Source organism: Companilactobacillus huachuanensis (assembly GCF_005404815.1).
GTDB classification, from domain to species: Bacteria; Bacillota; Bacilli; order Lactobacillales; family Lactobacillaceae; genus Companilactobacillus; species Companilactobacillus huachuanensis.
On sequence record NZ_BJDF01000010.1, the window covers coordinates 80867 to 99290 of the forward strand.

Below are 18424 nucleotides of genomic sequence, written 5' to 3' on the forward strand. Positions count from 1 at the left end.
TGCGAGGTTTCAATCGAGATTCGAGACCGCTCTTTGGCTCAGTTCGTCCCCACAGCAATTAAATACTCTTAGCTCTGGAAAAGGCATACTTTCCTAAACTTCCAACCTTTAATTCATATTATCAACATCATAATTATCGTTGGTATCAGTATCATCACTATTATCTGAATCGCTGTCATTTTGACTATCCACTGAATTATCATCATCTGAATTATCGTCTGTACCTTGATTCTGATTATCAATTGAGACACCTACAGAAAATGGAGCTTGATGAATTACAGTCCGATTTGGGAAAACAGTCCAATCATCTACCGTTATTGCGACACCATTGCCACTTTCAAATAATCGAACCCAATAAACATCTTGACCATCGTTAGTTTTAACTGTGCCATTTGTACCAGAAGTTTCATCAGTCATAAATGTATACGAGGTACCTTGTGGTGCTGGTCCATTCAAGCTCTGAATTAATGCTACCGCTTGTTGACCACTAGTGATCTCGCCAACCGGTACTGAATTTTGACGTTCAGTATCGTTAGTTGGTTGTTGCTTTTTGACAGGTTCCACTTTTTTTGTAGCTGAGGCCTTCTTATATGCCTTCTGCAGGTCTGTCTCTTTTAAGTTAGTAGACTTAACTGTCATCACATTAATCTCACTGTAAGCCAATTTATTGTTCTTATTTTTATAACAATATAAACCGATTGTCGAGAAATCAGCACTGTTTAAACCTTGAAATAATTTTTTAAAAGTCTTAGTACTGTTAGAACCAATTTTTATACTTGAATCAATTGTAGAATTGATATTAGATTTCTTCGGATATGCCAGAATGAATTTATTCCCATTAAATGTCACATTTTTACTCGTTCGATTGACAATTTTCAAATCAACAGCTGAAGAATCGCTACTTCTAACAAAAGTAAATGTCATTTCTGATTTTTCAGAATCGCTTAGTTGAGCGTAATCTATCGTTTGTTCAGTATTTTTAGAACTTTGATTGTCTTTGGAACTAGTGGTCACTTTGCCGCAACCGACTATTAACAACAATAATCCTAGAAATAAGACGGTTAATCCCCTTCGCTTCATTATCTTTCCCCCAATAACTTATCTTGTATAATATACCATTTTACTTATTGAACAAAAAATACTCATCATTACGAAAATATATCGTTACACGTAAAAAAACACTTCTCGGAAATGTATCCAAGAAATGTTTTTTTATTAATATTTAACTTATTTTTGACTACTTTCAGCTGTTTCTTTTTCAGTTTGTCCCTCATCTGGAACTTTTTGAACTAGTGGCAATTCAATTTTGAAAACTGTCCCTGAACCAACGACACTTTCCACTTCCAAACTACCTTGATAGATTTCAATCAATCGTTTGGCAATAGAAAGCCCTAAACCGTTCCCTCCACGCTTTCTAGACCGAGCCTTGTCAACTCTGTAGAATCTATTGAAAACACGTTTAAGGTCATTTTTAGCGATTCCTAGGCCATAATCTTGGACAACTACTTCCAGCAAAGCAGAGTTAGTTGAGGCCGCCAAATTTATTTCCTTACGATCAGCCGAATATTTAAAAGCATTATCCAACAAGATCACCAATACTTGCTCCAAGTGATTACGGTAAATCTTAACTTCACTACCCTCACGGATATCGTCATCGAAGTTGATCACAAAATCTGGATGCAACATCTTGAAGTCATTGTAAACTTGCGTAAACAAAGGTTTAACTTCCGTCGTCTGCTCCAAATATGCACTGTCGATCTGTTCAACACGCGTAAGATCTAGCATCTCTTGAATCAAGGACTGCATACGCTTCAACTCCTGCATGGAAGAGTTGATTGAATCATTCAAAACCTCTGGATCATCTTTGCCCCAACGTTGTAACATACTCAAATGACCTTCAAGCACAGCTACCGGCGTCCGCAATTCGTGTGAAACATCCTCCACGAATTCCTTTTGCTGATTAGTATATGCCTGCATACGATCCAGCATCTTATTGATATTAACAGTTAATTCATAAATTTCATCATTTCTTTTACGTAGTTTAATACGTGAGTCAGAATCCGGTTTCTTATTCAAATCATCAATAGTTTTATTGATTTTCCGCAAATCATTTAAAACTAACGTGACCATATAAAAAGTTAAAACAACCCCTAAAATAAAAACTACGATACCGCCAATAACTAGTTTAGTTGTAAATGAATGGATTTCGTTAACAGAAGCTACACTCTGCACAGTTCTCATTGCTAAGATTCCAACAAAAATATAAGCCATCAAGATAACAATTGAAATCAATGCTGTCCATTTTAATCTAATCGAAATTCTCATCGACGCATCACGTACCCTTTACCACGAACGGTTGAAATATAACTTGGTGCACCGGCTCGATCGATCTTGTTTCTCAAATACTTGATATAGACATCAACAACATTTGTTTCGGTTGAAGAGCCAGTTCCCCAAACGCGTTCCAATAAGTCATCACGACTCAAGACCGTACCGACGTTTTCCATCAAAGCACTCAATAAATCATATTCACGACGAGTCAAATCAATTACCTCACCGTTGCGTTTCAATGTTTGAGTAGTCTTATCAATCACAAGATTCTTATATTTAAGAACTTGATCATTATTTCTTGTCACATCAATATCTAAATCAATGCGTCTTAACAATGCCCGGATACGAGCAAGTAATTCTTCAATTGCAAATGGCTTAACGATATAGTCATCAGCACCATGATCCAAACCAGATACACGGTCAATGATTGAATCACGCGCTGTCATCATAATAATTGGAGTATTTTTTTCTTGACGAATTCGACGACAAACTTCGATACCGTTTAACTCTGGAAGCATTAAATCAAGTAGGATCAAATCCCAATCTTCAGATAAAGCTGCTTCGAGACCAGTTCTACCATCGCGTTCAACGGTTACTTCGTAGTTCTCATGTTGAAGTTCAAGTTGAACGAATTTTGCCATGTTCTCTTCGTCTTCAATAACAAGTATTTTAGCCATACATATCTCCTATACATTGAATATTAAATTATCTTTAATTATAGCTTAATCATTACTTTGAATATGTCACGTTATTGGCAATGCACTAATGATTTTAACATATAGCAAAAATTAAAAGAAGACAAGCTTTAATTTTTATTTTTTTAGAACCGTAAAAATTTTATGTTTGAAAGTTAAAAAATCGGTGCTTTTATATTCATTTGACTGAAGGTTGAAAGTTTGATGCATTATGCCGTTTCCAGATTCTGAACTTAAACCAAAGAAACACTGTAATCCGTTTATGGACTACAGTGTTTCTTTTAATGTTCGAAAGTTGACCATATTCTGTCGACTTTCAATTCAATACATTTAAAAATTATTGTTCTTCGTACCAAGTATAGTGATATGTACCTGGTTTATCATTTCTCTCATAAGTATGAGCACCGAAGTAATCTCTTTGTGCTTGAATCAAGTTGGCAGGCAATACTTCTGAACGATATTGATCGTAGTAAGAAATAGCAGCCATAAATCCTGAAACAGGAATTCCCGCTTGAACAGCATAACTAACAACATCACGAACATCTGATTGATATTCTTCAACGATACCCTTGAAGTAATCGTCTAATAGCAAGTTGTCTAATTTTGGTTCCTCATCATAGGCATCAGTGATCTTTTGTAGGAATTGTGCACGAATGATACATCCAGCACGCCAGATTTGAGCAATCTTACCGTAGTCAAGATCCCAATCATAGTGGTCTGAAGCAGCTTTCATTTGAGCAAATCCTTGTGCATAACTGATGATTTTGCTGAAGTACAAAGCCTTACGAATCTTAGCAACTAATTCGTCCATATTTTTGATTTCCGGAGTCTTAGTAGGTGCAGGAAGAACCTTGCTTGCTTTAACACGTTCGTCTTTATAAGCTGAAACATAACGTGAGTAAACTGATTCTGTAATTAATGATTGTGGTACGCCAAGTTCTAGAGCACTTTGTGAACTCCACTTACCAGTACCTTTGTTACCAGCTTTATCCATAATCTTGTTGACGATGTAGTCATCTGTGCCTTCATCATCTTTTCTTGTCAAGATTTGAGCAGTAATGTCGATCAAGTAACTTGAAAGTTCACCCTTGTTCCAGTCATTAAAGACATCAGCAATCTTGTTAACATCATTGTTAAACAAGTGCTTTAACAAGTTGTAACTTTCTGAAATTAATTCCATATCGCCATATTCGATACCGTTATGAACCATCTTTACATAGTGACCAGCACCATTAGGTCCGATATATGTAACACATGGTGCGCCATCTTCATCAGCCTTAGCTGAAATTTGTTCCAAAATAGGAGCAACTAAATCATAAGCTTCTTTTTGGCCACCGGGCATCAATGATGGACCATGGAGTGCTCCAAGTTCACCACCGGAAACACCCATACCAATAAAGTTGATTCCAGATTTATCTAAACGTTCATTACGTTCCATAGTATCTTCAAAGTTCGTGTTACCACCATCGATCAAAACATCGCCTTTATCTAGTAAAGGTAACAATTGTTCAATAACGGCATCAGTACCAGCACCAGCCTTAACCATCATCATGATACGACGAGGTTTTTCTAGTGAGTCTACAAAGTCCTCAATTGTATAACTTGGTACCAATTTCTTTTCTGGATGTTCTTCAACAACCGCCTTAGTCTTTGAACCTGTACGGTTATAGATAGCAACCTCATATCCACGACTTTCAATATTTAGGGCAAGATTCTTACCCATAACAGCCATACCGATAACACCAATTTGTGGTTTTGCCATTAATACTTACCTCCGATTTTTGTTCACATATTCATCTTAACAAAAAAATAAAAAAGGAGTATATAAAAACTACTCCTTCTCATCATTATTTTTAAATAAATCTTTTAATTTAGCAAATTCAGGATTTACATGTTCTTCCTCTTTTTGCTTATTAAAGTCATCTTCAGAGATAACTTCCCAGTTTTTACCAGAAGGCATGATATTTTCCGTAGCTTCCTTCTCGGTTAAAACTTTCTGTGGAATACTCAATAAAATATTATCAAGAATTGATTCATACACATTGATTGTTGGATCATCTTCATCGACTGGAATCACAATATTGTAGTCTTCCAAATCTTCAGTTGCCACATTGTCAACATTGTATGCTTCATTGACTCTGATTTCGATTGGTAATTCGACTGGTAATAAACTTCTCGTTGAAGGAACTTTGAGTGTTGTCTTAACTTTAACATCTGAAATAACAAGTCCGTTATCATTGAACAACTGGCCTTTTACCTCAACTGTTTCAGCGTCTAAAACATCCTCTGAACGTTTCTTCAATTCGGCAGTTAAATCGAGTTTTTCCTCAAATTCAAAAGGTTTGTCTTTATAGCGACGAACGTCTTGAACATCCCAATTTAGCATTAATGTACCCCTTTCATATAAGGTATTTTTCCAAAATTTTCTTCCTGATCAGTCACCAATTGGCGAATTCGATCCGCCCTGATTTCTAGATCAAGTAAATTTTTTTCGTTCTTCCCTACTTTAGTAATTAGTTTAACATTTGATGACTTCTTCAAAATATTTAAATATTTCTGGCCATTCTCGTTAAATCCTAATATTCTCAAATAAGGATTATTATAAACATTATTAATTTCTGAACTCTTAACGTTCAACAATACATAAATCATCAAACGTCGAATTCGTGCCATAGTATAGCGTTTTGACTTCACTTGTTCAATAAATTGAGTAAAATTTTTGCTTTTAACAATCTCTTTTTTCAACTTATATTCCAAGCCTTCTACCATTTGGTAAATCTGACGTAATTCTTCCAATGTTGAATTAGTAATTTGGTATTTCAAATATGGAAAATAATCATCCCACGTTACTAGATTGCGTTTATTTAGGAGTTCTTGCGTCAAATCTGGCGTCAATTGATCAAAAGTTTTCTTATCCACTAATCGTTGGCGAATTTTTGTCGCACTAAAATCACTTGGCAAACGTTTGATAGTCTGAACCGAAATTTCAAAGTCATGTCGCTGAATCTGTTTGACATAATTCAATCCTAACAATTGATTAGGAAACTTGGAAACATTAATACCAACTGACTGATAGTAATCCGTCAAATTAGTGGCCGAATTCTGCTGATAATTCTGTTTAAAAGAGTTATCCACAGCCAATAGTTTCTGTGCTATGCTGGCAAAATCGATTTGTTCCTCGGTACCAAAAAACAGTGTATCTATATCTGCTTGTTGTAGCAGTTTCACTGCCCCTTGAGCAAATAAATCTGCTGGTTCGACCGCGTAGGCGGTTGGCAATTCGACAACTAAATCGACACCATATTCGACTGCCAACCTGGCACGATCCCATTTATCCAAAACTGCAAAATCACCCCGCTGGACAAAATTGCCAGACATAACGGCAATTAACACATCAGGGTGATATTTTTGTTTAATCGAATCAATGAACAATTTATGACCATTGTGAAACGGATTAAATTCAGCAATTAAACCATAAACTTTCATTATCAGATCCTCTATTTTTCTGCCGAAAAGAACCAACGCGTTGAATCATCTTTAACAGACGATTCACCGAACTCAGCGGTTACTGAAACATTCTTGAACCCAATATCCTTCAAAATTGTAATAAAAGTTTCAACTGGATAAGTCCGTTCTTTATGCAATTCAGTATTGACTGAATAGCCTTGAATCTTGTCATTCCAATTGAAAAATGTCAATTCGTGTTCGATACTGTGGGGATACTCGCCTTCAAAACTGTTCCACATAAATGCTGAATCTTCAGTCCGATGGTTGAACATATACCCAGGGAAAACCTCATCCATCTGATACAACGAATGTGCATCAAACAAATATTTCCCACCATCGTTCAAATGTTCAAAAGCTTGATTGAAAGCTACTGCTAATTCATCTTCATCTTTTAAATAACAGATAGAATCGTCAAAACAAGTAATCACGTCAAATTTGTCAAAATCGTATAGATCCATCATATTACTTTGGACGAATGGAATTGATTTTGAAGCTTTTTGGGCCTTTTCAGCTGCAATTTTTAACATTTCATCAGATAAGTCTGTTCCGGTCACTTGAAATTTATCAGCCAATAGAATGGTCAAATCACCTGTTCCACATGCTACATCCAAGAGACTTTTACCTTCTGGAGAAACTTGATTTTCAACATATTGCGCCCATTTCGAATAGAGTGAATCATCCATCAATTCACTGTAAACACGCGCAAAGGAATTGTAAATCATTCTTCAGTAACCAAGCCAGAAATATCAACTTCTGGTGCATCTGACCAAAGTTTTTCAAGATTGTAAAATTCACGTTGTTCTGAAGTAAAGACGTGAATAATAACATCGTGAAGATCAATCAATACCCAGTCAGAGTTACGAGTTCCTTCGACGTGACCAATCTCAACATCGTTTTCGCCCTCTTTGTCTAAAACAGATTGAACGATAGCGTCAACTTGTCTTTGTGATGAAGCGTCGACAATAACAAAATAATCAGCCATGATACTTACTTCACTGATATTTAAAACTTTAATGTCATTTCCACGCTTTTCATCGGCTGCCTTCACAGCAATTTCCATTATTTTCTTTGAGTCCAAATTATAATTCTCCTTTTGCAATCCAGTAATTATAACTAACAAAAGTTGCTGGATAGATTGTTCTATTTTTGTCTACTAAATGTTGGACGGAATGTTTCAATTCATAAGCTACTGCCGAATCAAGTGATTTCTCAGAATAGAGTCGAGCTTGTTCAATTCCAGGAAAATCACGCTTTGGTTCAATGAAATCACCAACGAAGACACATTTGTCTACTTGAGTCATATTCGCTGCTCCCACGGTATGTCTTCTAATGGCGTTTAAAACATCCTCGTCATAAATACCCAACTCATCTTTAATAATCTCAGCACCAACGATTCCGTGCCAAATAGCATTATTATAGTTCAACAGTTCTGGGTCCAAGTGATACTTCTTAATTGCATCAATAAATTCTTGGTCATCGTGTTCTTTAGCATAATCATGTAAAAGTCCTGCCAATCCAGCTCGATCGACGTCCCCATCATATTCAGCTGCCAACCCGCGACTTGTTTTTTCAACTCTCAAACAGTGCGTATAGCGAAAATCACTCAAAGTGTCGTGCATTCGACTTAGAATGTCTTCCCGATTCAAGCCCTGTTTTATACAATTATAATTAAAATCAGTCATTATAAAGTCCCCTATCCTCAATATACCAGGCAACATCATCAGGAACTAAATACTTGATCGACTGTCCCTTTTTGACACGCTGGCGGATCATACTCGAGCTAATTTCTAACTCCGGAGTATTTACCCAAAGTATAGGATAGTTTGACTTTTTCTCAAAACCTTTTCGGCAAACTCCAACAAAATGAATCATTTGTACTAATTCATCAATATGTGACCACTTTGGCAGGTTTTCCACCATATCGCCACCAATAATAAAATAGTATTCGGTATTCGGATTCAGTTCCTGCAGCATTTTGATCGTATCATACGTATAACTGACCCCACCACGGCGAATATCGGTCAGATCCAAGTCAAAATGAGGATTGTTTCGAATAGCTAGTTTAATCATTTCAACTCGATCATCAGTTGCAATTGTTGGTATAGCCTTTTCCACCCCGCGATGTGGCGGAATTTTGTCAGGTAAAAATAAAACTTTATCTAAACAGAGCTGTTCACGAACCTGTTCCGCAATCAACAAATGACCAAGATGGATCGGATTAAATGTTCCACCCAAAATACCCACGTGGCGCTTAGGAAAATTGCTGTGAAACTGTAATTTTGCTTTTGTTAATAATTGTTTTTGAGTATTCATTTTCTCATCACTTAAATTTAAATCTTCTCTAATTCAATTGAGTATTTACGATTTTTGATTTTTGAAGCTTTCTTATAAAAAATCATTTTTGAACCAATTGTTTGAATCGGTACGATTTCAGTATCGAATTCATTCAAAGCATCAATCAAATCTTGTGGTTCAACCCTTGTGTTTTGTAAGAGTGAAACTTTAATCAACTCACTTTTTTCAATCAAAACCTCGAATTGATTCAAAAGATTTTCAGTAATACCTTCACGACCGACTTGAAGTACTGGCTTCATTGTTGCAGCTTGACTTCTCAAGTAACGGTTCTTTTTTCCTTTAATAATCATCTAGTTCTCCTTAAATAATTGCGTTTCGAATTGAGACACGGACACCATCTGGAACATAGGCTTTAACCTTAGTTCCGGCAGGAATTGTCAACCAGCCCAAACCATAAATAACGATATCTGACTTTTCATGAGCTGAGAAAATTTGACTTTTGAATTTAGGAAATTCAGTAACATCAGTTGGTGGTGTCAAAATATCTCCTAAATGCTTTTCATAAAATTCATCAGCATTGCTAGTCTTAGTTCTGTGAAGTGGCAATCCTTGTGTAACATAGAATGTAGCATTAGTTCTCTCGTTTAGAAAATCAAATCTGGCTAATCCGGCTACAAAGATTGTTTGTTCATCACGCAATTGGAACGTTGCTGGACGTAGTGGCTTCTTTGGCGTCACAGTTTTTAAATCATTGGCATTTAGAAAATGAGCAAGTTGGTAGCGATGAATGATACCTGGTGTATCAATCAAATTGTGTCCATCATCCAAAGGAATATCGATTTGGTCCAAAGTAGTTCCTGGGAAACGTGAAGTCGTAATTAAATCTTTGACATCTGTGCGGGCACTAATGATTCGGTTGATCAAAGTCGATTTACCAGTATTAGTTGTCCCGACAACATAAACATCCTTACCATCACGATACTTCTCAATCATATCCATCAATTTATCAACGTTTGTTCCCTTAACAGCGGAAACCATAATTTGATTAACCGACTTGATACCATTTTCTTTACTTTTTTGTTGAACCCAGTTTAAAAGTCGGTTTTGGTTAACTGAATTAGGTAACAAATCAACTTTATTACCAACGACCAAAATCTTCTTATCACCAACAAAACGTTGTAAGCCAGGGATAACGCTACCTTCGTAATCGAAAATATCAACAACATTGACCACTAAAGCATCTTCATCAGCAATTGAATCCAACAACTTCACAAAGTCATCATCAGACACATCAACGTCGGTAATTTCGTTGTAGTTACGCAATCTAAAACATCTCTTACAAAAGAGTTCTTTCTGTTCATCCGTACCATCGTCTTCAAGATATTTTTTTAGAGTTGACGCCTGAATATATCCAGGCTTATCTTTATCCTCTGTTTGAATCTGTGCACCACAACCCATGCAGTACAACTTTTCATCATTTTCTGTCATTTAATGATTCCTTCCAGTATAAATTCTTATCACGTTTTTGCATCACTTTTAGAATCGGACGTTCAAAAAATCTATTAATACGGGTTTTCTTTGCATCTGTATTGACTAACGGTTTAACTAAGACAGTTTTTAATCCAGCCATATTTCCGGCCAGAACATCGGTCATAACTTGATCGCCGACAAACAAGATATTCTTAGGATCAATACTTTCTTCTTTTATATGTTCCATGATCACGAATGGCAATGGTTTCACTGCACGAGCTACGATGCTGACGGGCAACTCATGGACAGCTTTTTCCACACGTTCATAACTGTTGTTAGAAACGATCATGACTTCTATTTCATTTTGGGCCATTTGATTAAGCCATTTACGGAGTGATAAATCATAGTCATTACTATTCCATGGCAAAAGAGTGTTATCCAAATCTGTCATGATAGTCGTGATACCAAGTTCTTGTAAGTCTGCAACTTCAATATCTGTGATTTTATCAAGCATAATATACGGTTTAAACATAGATTTAATCCTCATCTCTGCTAATTAGTAAAAAAACGTAATTTGGGGTTATCCAAATTACGTTTTAAAAAATTAAGCTAAAGCTTTCTTAGCTGTATCTACTAAACTTGTGAATGCTTTAGGATCTTCAATAGCAACTTGAGCTAGCATCTTACGGTTGATGTCAACGTTAGCTAATTTCAAACCATGCATTAATTTGCTGTAACTGATTTCGTTCATTCTTGCAGCTGCATTAATTCTAGCAATCCAGATCTTACGGAAGTCGCGTTTAACTTGACGACGGTCACGGAATGCGTAACGGTATGAAACCATAATTTGAGTATGTGCTGCTTTAAAAGTGATATGTTTTGAACCACGATATCCCTTAGCCAATTTTAAAACTTTCTTACGACGTTTGCGAGTTACTGTTCCACCTTTTACACGTGGCATAATGACTCCTCCTTTTGATTAAAAAAATAAATAATTAGTATGTAGCTAACATTTGTTTGATACGTTTCATATCACTTGAGCTAACCATACCTGGCTTAGCCAATTGGCGACGTTGCTTCTTAGTCTTACCGTGGAAACGGTGACTTGTGTAAGCGTGCATTCTCTTCCAACCACCATTAGCAGTCTTCTTAAATCTTTTTGCTGATGCGCGGTGTGTCTTTTGTTTAGGCATTGGAAATCCCTCCACTATTTCTTCTTTTTGTTATCTTTTGCGTTAATTGGATCAAGCATTAAGAACATACTACGACCGTCCATTTTAGGCCTAGTTGTTACAGTAGCAACATCTTTGGTCTGTTCAGCAACACGGTCTAAGACTTCTTTACCTATCTCTTTATGAGTGATTGCTCTACCCTTAAAGCGAAGAGAGACTTTGACCTTATCACCTTTAGCCAAGAACTTGCGAGCATTATTAAGCTTTGTATTGAAATCATTTGATTCAATAGTTGGACTCAATCGTACTTCCTTAAGACTAACAGTTTTCTGTTTTTTACGTGCTTCTCTATCTTTCTTTTGAAGATCAAACTTATATTTACCATAGTCCATAATTCTGGCAACAGGTGGTTTTGCACCTGGTGACATTAGAACTAAGTCCATACTTGCTGCTTCAGCTAAACTTTGTGCTTCAGCTCTTGGTTTAACACCAAGTTGATCACCTTTTTCAGAAATCAATCGTACTTCACTAACACGTATTTGATCATTTATTAATAAATCTCTTGCTATGAGTAGTCACCTCCGGAGTAATTTGACCCACAAAAAAAGTGGGCTGCATAAGCATGCCCACTATAATTATCTACGTAATCGTATTAACCTAGAGGCAATTGCATAGGTGAGAAGCGGGCGCTTCTGCTTAATCTCAACAGTTACTAACTATACCAACAAAGTATCGGTCTGTCAATACATCGAAATAACATTTGTTAAAAATTGTTGAAAAAATCAATACATATAATTTAGCATAATTTATAACCTAATACAAATATAGCGCCTCCGGTCATCAGAAAAGATAGTTCTGCTGTGAGGCGAGCCACAGTAACAGTCTCAGTCTCGATTTGAAGGTTTGCCAAAATTCCGGTAAATACTCTCTAGTTTAATGTATTTAACTGAATATTGAAGGGAGAAAAATTAATATAACCATTGTTGCTAAAGCCTAGAGCTAATTTATTCAAATAATCAGGAGCCTTCCTTTTGTTGCTACTGCCATATAAAACAAACTAGTTGGAAGAGCTGAGAGTATTCATTTGCAGCGAAAGTGGCGTTAGGGCTTTAGCTCTTACACCACTGGGCGTGTTGAAAACTCGCGGGTTTTGCGAAGCTTCAAACCGAGGGTCGAGACCGCACCCCAGGCTCGGACCGGTCCGCATAGCAGGTTAATAATCTCAGTTCTGGAAACGGCATATCTACCTACTCATATTTAATTAAACTGTCCACAGCACCTAAAACAGCCTCCTCACTATTTGATAATGGTTTCCAGCCTAAAATCTGCTTAGCTTTTTGATTGCTTACATTCCGATTCATATTCTTCATCAATTTGCCTTCTTTAGCAGTTTCATTAAATAACGAACCAACATTCATTATCCAATCTGGTAAACTCTTGGAACTTACCTTGCCTGCTGCTTGAGGACGTTTTTGTTGAATCAAAGTTGCAATTTCTCGCATTGAGATCTGACCATCTGCTGAGGCTATAAACCTTTGTCCAGCCACTTGTGGTGTTTCCATTGCTCTGATTTGAATATCCGCTACGTCTCTCACATCAACTACATTTAATGGTAAATTGGGAATTCGATTCATTTTTCCAGATAAGAGATTTTTCAAGAGATCAAAACTTCCTGATACGTGAGCGTCTAACGATGGTCCGAAAATTGCTACGGGATTAACTGTAACTAACTCTAAATTTACATCTTCCTTATTCACATAATTCCAAGCTGCTTTTTCTGCCAATAATTTCGACTTTTCATAGATGGATAAACCTACTTGATTCTCATCTGTCCAATCATCTTCGGTAGTCAAGCCTGCCTTTTTACTAAACCCAACGGCTCCAAAATTTGAAGTCATTACTACCCTCTTAATACCACTTTCATTGGCTGCTTTTAAAATACGCATCGTTCCATTCAAAGCTGGACGGATTGCATCCATTTCATTCTTAGGTTTATCGAAAAATACTGGTGATGCTACACTGAAGACTCCATCACGATCCTGCATTGCTTCAATCCAATTATCATCGCTTGAAAGATCTGCTTTGATAAATGATAGTTTTGAGATATTTTTTACATTATTGGCTTGCAATACTTTTAGAATTCTATCCTGACCATTATCCTTCCGAATCGTGGTTCTAACGTCATAGCCCTTATTCAACAATTGTAAAATAATTTGTAATCCCAAGAATCCTGTTCCACCGGTTACTAATACTTTTTTCATAAAAATGCTCCTTGATATATTTTGATTTATTGATTATCATCACTCTAAACCCTAAACTATGGTTTAGTGCAACACTTTTAAGGAGTTTAATATGGAAAAAACTTATTCAATTAAAGAGGTCGCTGATTATTTCAATTTGCCGATTTCAACAATTCGTTACTATGACAAAAAAGGACTCTTACCTTTCGTCTCAAAAAACGAGGCTGGTTATCGTGTCTTTTCTGAATCAGACTTTGGATTTATCAAAACTATTTGTTGTTTGAAGGACACCGGCATGCCAATCAGTGACATTCGAACGTACATTGAACTCTGTATGCAAGGCACTCCTTCAATTACCAAACGTCGTTCTATGTTACAACAACATAAGCAAAATGTTATTAAACAACAAGAAATCCTTACGAACAATCTCAAAGAAATTGATGTCAAGATTAATCGTTATGCTTCGAAAGAATCTAAGAATATTATTAGTGCCCAAATTAAGTTTGTTAAGGACGAAAAAAGAGACCTCCATTTGAAAGATCCCTTCTTATAGGTAGAAATGTATTAAAAAATTTTGAACAACTTATCATCTTTGAATTGACGACGTAGGCGTTTACCTACGACACTCTTAGCAGGAACATCTTTTTGAATCTGCTCATAAATGGCTTTGATTTCCTCAGGAACTTCTTCACGATTCGTCTGATAATAATTGACAACATTATGTGACAATTTGGCAATGACTTCAAAATAAACTTTATCATCATTGTTCCCCATCAATGAGCGTGCACATTGCTCAACTATCTTTTTTAAATCTGCATTATTTTTAATAATTTTATTGTTATACACTGTGCCCAAACTCTTAATTAGATTATTACTTTTTTCATCCATAATTTATTTATGCCTTCTTTAATTTCACTCATACCTTCTTTATTATAGGCACAATTAATAATGTGATGTAACATTTAGATTTTAATCTTAACTAAAGGTTGAAAATTTAGTTAGGTATGCCGTTTCCAGAGCTGAGAGTATTCAATTGCTGCGCGGAACGGCCCGACCCTGGGAAACGGTCTCGGACCTCGGTTGAAGCTTCGCAAAAACCGCGAGTCTTCAACACGCCCGGTGGTGTAATTGCTAAAGCAATAACGCCACTTTCGCTGCAAATGAATACTCTCAGCTCTTCCAACTAGTTTTTTTAATAGCGGAATAAAAAAAGATTTTCGATTATTTAAATAAATTAACTCTAGGCCTGTAATAGCAATCGTTAGATTAATTTTTCACCTTTCAACCTTCAGATCTTAAATAAAAAATTACACTATTTCATCACTGCTTAGGTTCACTTTTTGAATTTGATGATAAACAAAAAGAATTCGTTTTCACTAACCCCTCGGGGCTTAAGTAAAAAAACGAATTCTTTTTTTATTCTTATTAAACGAAGTTGAAAAGAAACCTCACGAGCTAGACAAGGGAGACTTTCTCCACTTTTCATAACTATGCACTTCACATAATTACGAAAATGCTCCAGAGCCGAACCCCTTGTTATGCTCTCTAATCTTTATCAGTAACGTCCTTACGACTGTAGTTAGCAATATCGGCAACGACACTGTCAACGAACATCTTAGCATTTTCTGATTCGGAATCTTCTTCACCATATTTTCTAACTGAAACTGTGGCGTTCTTTGTTTCATCATCACCAACAACGATTGTGTATGGAATCTTCATTGTTTGTGAATCACGAATCTTGTAACCCATCTTTTCATCACGGTCATCTACTTCGGCACGGATGTTCTTAGCACGTAATTCTGCAAGAACTTCGTTAGCGTAGTCTGAATGTAATTTTTGGTTAACAGGAATGATACGTACTTGTTTTGGAGCTAACCATGTTGGGAAGGCACCTTTGTAAATTTCAATTAGGTAAGCGATAAATCTTTCCATAGTTGAAACAATTCCACGGTGAATCATAACTGGTCTGTGATCTTGTCCATCAGCACCAACGTATGTTAGTTGGAACTTCTCTGGTTGCATGAAGTCTAATTGAATTGTTGACAATGTTTCTTCATTACCTAGAGCTGTCTTTGTTTGAACATCAAGTTTTGGACCATAGAATGCAGCTTCACCTTCAGCCTCATAGTACTTAAGACCAAGATCATCCATAGCACCTTTAAGCATTGATTGTGACTTGTTCCACATTTCATCATCGTCGAAGTATTTAGCAGTATTGGCTGGGTCACGATAACTTAGACGGAATGTGTAATCATTGATATCAAAGTCTTTATAAACTTCAACCATCAATTGTAGTGTACGTTTGAATTCTTCTTGGATTTGGTCAAGTGCAACGAATGTATGACCATCATTTAGTGTCATTTCACGAACACGTTGTAGTCCTGACAAGGCACCTGATTTTTCGTATCTGTGCATCATACCAAGTTCAGCGATACGTAAAGGAAGATCTCTGTATGAACGGTTGTGGTGGTTGTAAATTTGAATATGTGAAGGACAATTCATAGGACGTAGTTCAAGCATTTCGCCATCTCCCATGTCCATTGGTGGGAACATGTCTTCACGGTAGTGTTCCCAGTGACCTGAAGTCTTGTAAGCATTCAAGTTCATAAGAATTGGTGTGTAAACGTGTTGATAACCCCAAGCAACTTCCTTATCGATGATATATCTTTCAATAACACGACGGATTGTAGCACCATTTGGCATCCAGTATGGAAGTCCAGCACCAACTTCTGGGTCAACGAAGAATAAGTCAAGGTCACGGCCGATTGTTCTGTGATCACGCTCTTTAATTTCAGCACGGCGTTTAAGATCAGCTTTCAATGCGTCTTCCTTGTAAAAGGCAGTAGCGTAAATTCTTTGTAACATTGGATTACTTGATTTACCTTGCCAATAAGCACCAGCAACTGAAAGTAATTCAAAGTGTTTCAAAGCTTTTAGGTTTGTAAGTACGGCGTCATAACCGAAGTCAACAAATCCATCTAATGTGTATACAGGAATTTGAACTGATTCAATAGCAGATACTAATGATGACTTGTATGGATCGTCCTTGAACATTGCTTCAAGGCCGTTCTTGTCCATCATTGATCTTTCAATCTTGTCATTGTTCTTGATGATTTTGTTCATCAAAGCAGAAATTTCTTTCAATTGATCAACACTGATTTGACCTGATTTACTATCAGTATCAACGTAGAAACCATCATCATTGGCTTGTTTTTCACCGAAATGAAGATCTTCTTTGAAACTCTTAGCAGCGGCAGCGAATACTAAAGCAGCTGTGTTTCTAAGTACCTTTTGTGCATCTTCTGAATCTTCAGCTGTAACGATTTCAATCTTAGCATCTTGCTTGATTGGACGTTCAAGATCAACCAAAGTATCGTTTAATTTACCAGCAACAGCTTTTTTACCTAATGATGTGCTAATTGACTTAGCAACGTCCAAGGTTGTAGTGCCTTCGTCAAACTCCTTAACTGAATCATCTGGGAATGTTAACTTGATTTTTGACATTGACTATTTTCCTCCTAAATTTCGATAACAAAAAAATACGTCCCTGAAGTATATCCATATATTTAAATATGCACATACTTCAGGGACGTATTTCTACGCGGTTCCACCCACTTTAAAACTGTATAACAAATAACAGTTTTCACTCATTTGGTTATAACGTAACCAACAATTATACAGTTTTAAGTGAAAGTGGTAACTCCAGTAATGGGTAAGCTTTCAGTGACCGTACCCTCCCTGAATAGAACCGAAGTGTTATCTTTCATGGCTTTATTGAAACATTTATTTTTATATAATGCAAGTTATTTTTCGAATCTTCTGTTTTGACCAGTCACAATAACTTCGTGGGATAAGTACTTAACACGCTCCATGATACGCTTTGCCTTAACTGGTTCTTCCTCACCTCGCTGGTTGATAGCAAGGTGTTTTTCCAATTCTTTCATTGAAAAATTTGATGAAAAGAATGTCGGTAAATTTTCTTGCATCCGATACTGCAAAATAACTCCCAAAACTTCATCCCTGATCCAACTGGACATTGAATCAGCACCAATGTCATCAAGCATCAAGATCTCAGCACCCTTAACTTTATTAACTTTAGCCAAGACGGTATTTGATCCAATTGAATTCTTCATTTCTACAGCAAACGTTGGAAAATGCATCATTGTCGTGTGAACATCACTCTTAAACAATTCATTTGCAATTGCTCCGAGTAAATACGTTTTACCTACACCGAAGTCACCAGCCAAATATAAACCTGGTACAAAACCTTTTTGATTCAAATAGTTGTCGATAAAATCGAGTGACTTGCCCAATGCTTCTTGACGGCCATCTCCGTTATAATCATCCAACTTGGCGCTTCTAATATCGGAAGGCATATCCATCAAAACAAACCCATTCTCATATTGATTTCGTTTCTCACGATTCTGGGTTCTTTCATTTGGATAATAAGCCACTTCAATATTGTGATTGCTAACAGTCAATTTAGGATAATAGTCGCGGGATAATTCACTAGCATGATTTTTGTTGTTGTAAAACTCATAAATACTGGCAGCACTTGTCGAAATAGCCTTGGAGTCTATTTTCTCACTATTGTCCTTCAAAAATTGTTGAACGTCAGGGTCTTTCAAAGCACCATTAAGAAGACGGCGATAATCCTCCGTCAAATTCTTTGAATTCAAATATTCAGCCAGTTTTTTACCTAAATTTTCCATGC

General features: G+C 36.4%; 21 protein-coding genes. 1 reads left to right on the forward strand and 20 read right to left on the reverse strand.

The window, feature by feature from the left end; genetic code table 11:
- Positions 1-108: 108 nt before the first annotated feature.
- The 17 genes from FFM71_RS07260 to FFM71_RS07340 form a co-directional block, all read right to left on the reverse strand.
- Positions 109-1080, reverse strand: a complete 972-nt coding sequence (locus tag FFM71_RS07260; RefSeq protein WP_137611510.1) for a hypothetical protein — start codon at positions 1078-1080, stop codon at positions 109-111.
- A 147-nt stretch (positions 1081-1227) separates the two neighbouring features.
- On the reverse strand, positions 1228-2325 hold the full coding sequence (locus tag FFM71_RS07265; RefSeq protein WP_137611511.1) for a sensor histidine kinase: 1098 nt from the start codon (positions 2323-2325) through the stop codon (positions 1228-1230).
- Positions 2322-3008, reverse strand: a complete 687-nt coding sequence (locus FFM71_RS07270) for a response regulator transcription factor (protein WP_041499563.1) — start codon at positions 3006-3008, stop codon at positions 2322-2324. Before FFM71_RS07270 ends, FFM71_RS07265 begins: the two co-directional genes overlap by 4 nt.
- Before the next feature lie 355 nt (positions 3009-3363).
- Positions 3364-4788: an NADP-dependent phosphogluconate dehydrogenase gene (gene gnd / locus FFM71_RS07275; RefSeq protein WP_137611512.1), complete on the reverse strand. Its 1425-nt coding sequence runs from the start codon at positions 4786-4788 to the stop codon at positions 3364-3366.
- 69 nt (positions 4789-4857) lie between these two features.
- Positions 4858-5412 (reverse strand): YceD family protein, encoded by a 555-nt coding sequence (locus FFM71_RS07280; RefSeq protein ID WP_137611513.1) that lies wholly within the window; start codon positions 5410-5412, stop codon positions 4858-4860.
- Positions 5412-6512 (reverse strand): nucleotidyltransferase, encoded by a 1101-nt coding sequence (locus tag FFM71_RS07285; RefSeq protein WP_223876497.1) that lies wholly within the window; start codon positions 6510-6512, stop codon positions 5412-5414. Before FFM71_RS07285 ends, FFM71_RS07280 begins: the two co-directional genes overlap by 1 nt.
- A gap of 11 nt (positions 6513-6523) precedes the next feature.
- Positions 6524-7255, reverse strand: coding sequence for a class I SAM-dependent DNA methyltransferase (locus FFM71_RS07290; protein ID WP_137611514.1), 732 nt, complete (start codon positions 7253-7255; stop codon positions 6524-6526).
- Complete coding sequence (rsfS, locus tag FFM71_RS07295) at positions 7252-7611, reverse strand: ribosome silencing factor (RefSeq protein WP_137611515.1); 360 nt, start codon at positions 7609-7611, stop codon at positions 7252-7254. Before rsfS ends, FFM71_RS07290 begins: the two co-directional genes overlap by 4 nt.
- A 1-nt stretch (position 7612) precedes the next feature.
- A complete protein-coding gene (yqeK, locus tag FFM71_RS07300) occupies positions 7613-8215 on the reverse strand; it encodes a bis(5'-nucleosyl)-tetraphosphatase (symmetrical) YqeK (RefSeq protein WP_137611516.1) in 603 nt (200 codons plus the stop codon).
- Positions 8208-8846 carry a nicotinate-nucleotide adenylyltransferase gene (locus FFM71_RS07305; RefSeq protein ID WP_137611517.1) on the reverse strand — a complete coding sequence of 213 codons (639 nt, stop codon included), beginning with the start codon at positions 8844-8846 and terminating at the stop codon, positions 8208-8210. The genes yqeK and FFM71_RS07305 overlap by 8 nt, the downstream gene beginning before the upstream one ends.
- Positions 8847-8863: 17 nt before the next feature.
- Positions 8864-9178: a YhbY family RNA-binding protein gene (locus FFM71_RS07310; RefSeq protein ID WP_137611518.1), complete on the reverse strand. Its 315-nt coding sequence runs from the start codon at positions 9176-9178 to the stop codon at positions 8864-8866.
- A 10-nt stretch (positions 9179-9188) separates the two neighbouring features.
- Positions 9189-10316 carry a ribosome biogenesis GTPase YqeH gene (yqeH, locus tag FFM71_RS07315; RefSeq protein WP_137611519.1) on the reverse strand — a complete coding sequence of 376 codons (1128 nt, stop codon included), beginning with the start codon at positions 10314-10316 and terminating at the stop codon, positions 9189-9191.
- Positions 10303-10830: a YqeG family HAD IIIA-type phosphatase gene (locus FFM71_RS07320; protein WP_137611520.1), complete on the reverse strand. Its 528-nt coding sequence runs from the start codon at positions 10828-10830 to the stop codon at positions 10303-10305. The genes yqeH and FFM71_RS07320 overlap by 14 nt, the downstream gene beginning before the upstream one ends.
- Before the next feature lie 72 nt (positions 10831-10902).
- Complete coding sequence (gene rplT / locus FFM71_RS07325) at positions 10903-11259, reverse strand: 50S ribosomal protein L20 (RefSeq protein WP_041499548.1); 357 nt, start codon at positions 11257-11259, stop codon at positions 10903-10905.
- 34 nt (positions 11260-11293) lie between these two features.
- Positions 11294-11491, reverse strand: coding sequence for a 50S ribosomal protein L35 (rpmI, locus tag FFM71_RS07330; protein WP_025084493.1), 198 nt, complete (start codon positions 11489-11491; stop codon positions 11294-11296).
- A gap of 14 nt (positions 11492-11505) precedes the next feature.
- Positions 11506-12039 carry a translation initiation factor IF-3 gene (infC, locus tag FFM71_RS07335; RefSeq protein WP_137611521.1) on the reverse strand — a complete coding sequence of 178 codons (534 nt, stop codon included), beginning with the start codon at positions 12037-12039 and terminating at the stop codon, positions 11506-11508.
- Between the two features lie 678 nt (positions 12040-12717).
- The gene (locus FFM71_RS07340) at positions 12718-13731 is read right to left on the reverse strand and encodes an NAD-dependent epimerase/dehydratase family protein (RefSeq protein ID WP_137611522.1); all 1014 of its coding nucleotides are present in this window, start codon (positions 13729-13731) and stop codon (positions 12718-12720) included.
- Between the two features lie 91 nt (positions 13732-13822).
- On the opposite strand from FFM71_RS07340, the gene FFM71_RS07345 reads away from it, so the two are divergent.
- The gene (locus tag FFM71_RS07345) at positions 13823-14263 is read left to right on the forward strand and encodes a MerR family transcriptional regulator (protein WP_137611523.1); all 441 of its coding nucleotides are present in this window, start codon (positions 13823-13825) and stop codon (positions 14261-14263) included.
- A gap of 11 nt (positions 14264-14274) precedes the next feature.
- On the opposite strand, the gene FFM71_RS07350 is transcribed toward FFM71_RS07345, so the two are convergent.
- The 3 genes from FFM71_RS07350 to dnaI all read right to left on the reverse strand — a co-directional run bounded on the left by FFM71_RS07350 (position 14275) and on the right by dnaI (position 18422).
- A complete protein-coding gene (locus FFM71_RS07350; RefSeq protein WP_137611524.1) occupies positions 14275-14598 on the reverse strand; it encodes a bacteriocin immunity family protein in 324 nt (107 codons plus the stop codon).
- 657 nt (positions 14599-15255) lie between these two features.
- The gene (gene thrS / locus FFM71_RS07355; RefSeq protein ID WP_137611525.1) at positions 15256-17214 is read right to left on the reverse strand and encodes a threonine--tRNA ligase; all 1959 of its coding nucleotides are present in this window, start codon (positions 17212-17214) and stop codon (positions 15256-15258) included.
- Positions 17215-17513: 299 nt separating this feature from the next.
- Positions 17514-18422 (reverse strand): primosomal protein DnaI, encoded by a 909-nt coding sequence (gene dnaI, locus FFM71_RS07360; protein ID WP_137611526.1) that lies wholly within the window; start codon positions 18420-18422, stop codon positions 17514-17516.
- Positions 18423-18424: the final 2 nt, after the last annotated feature.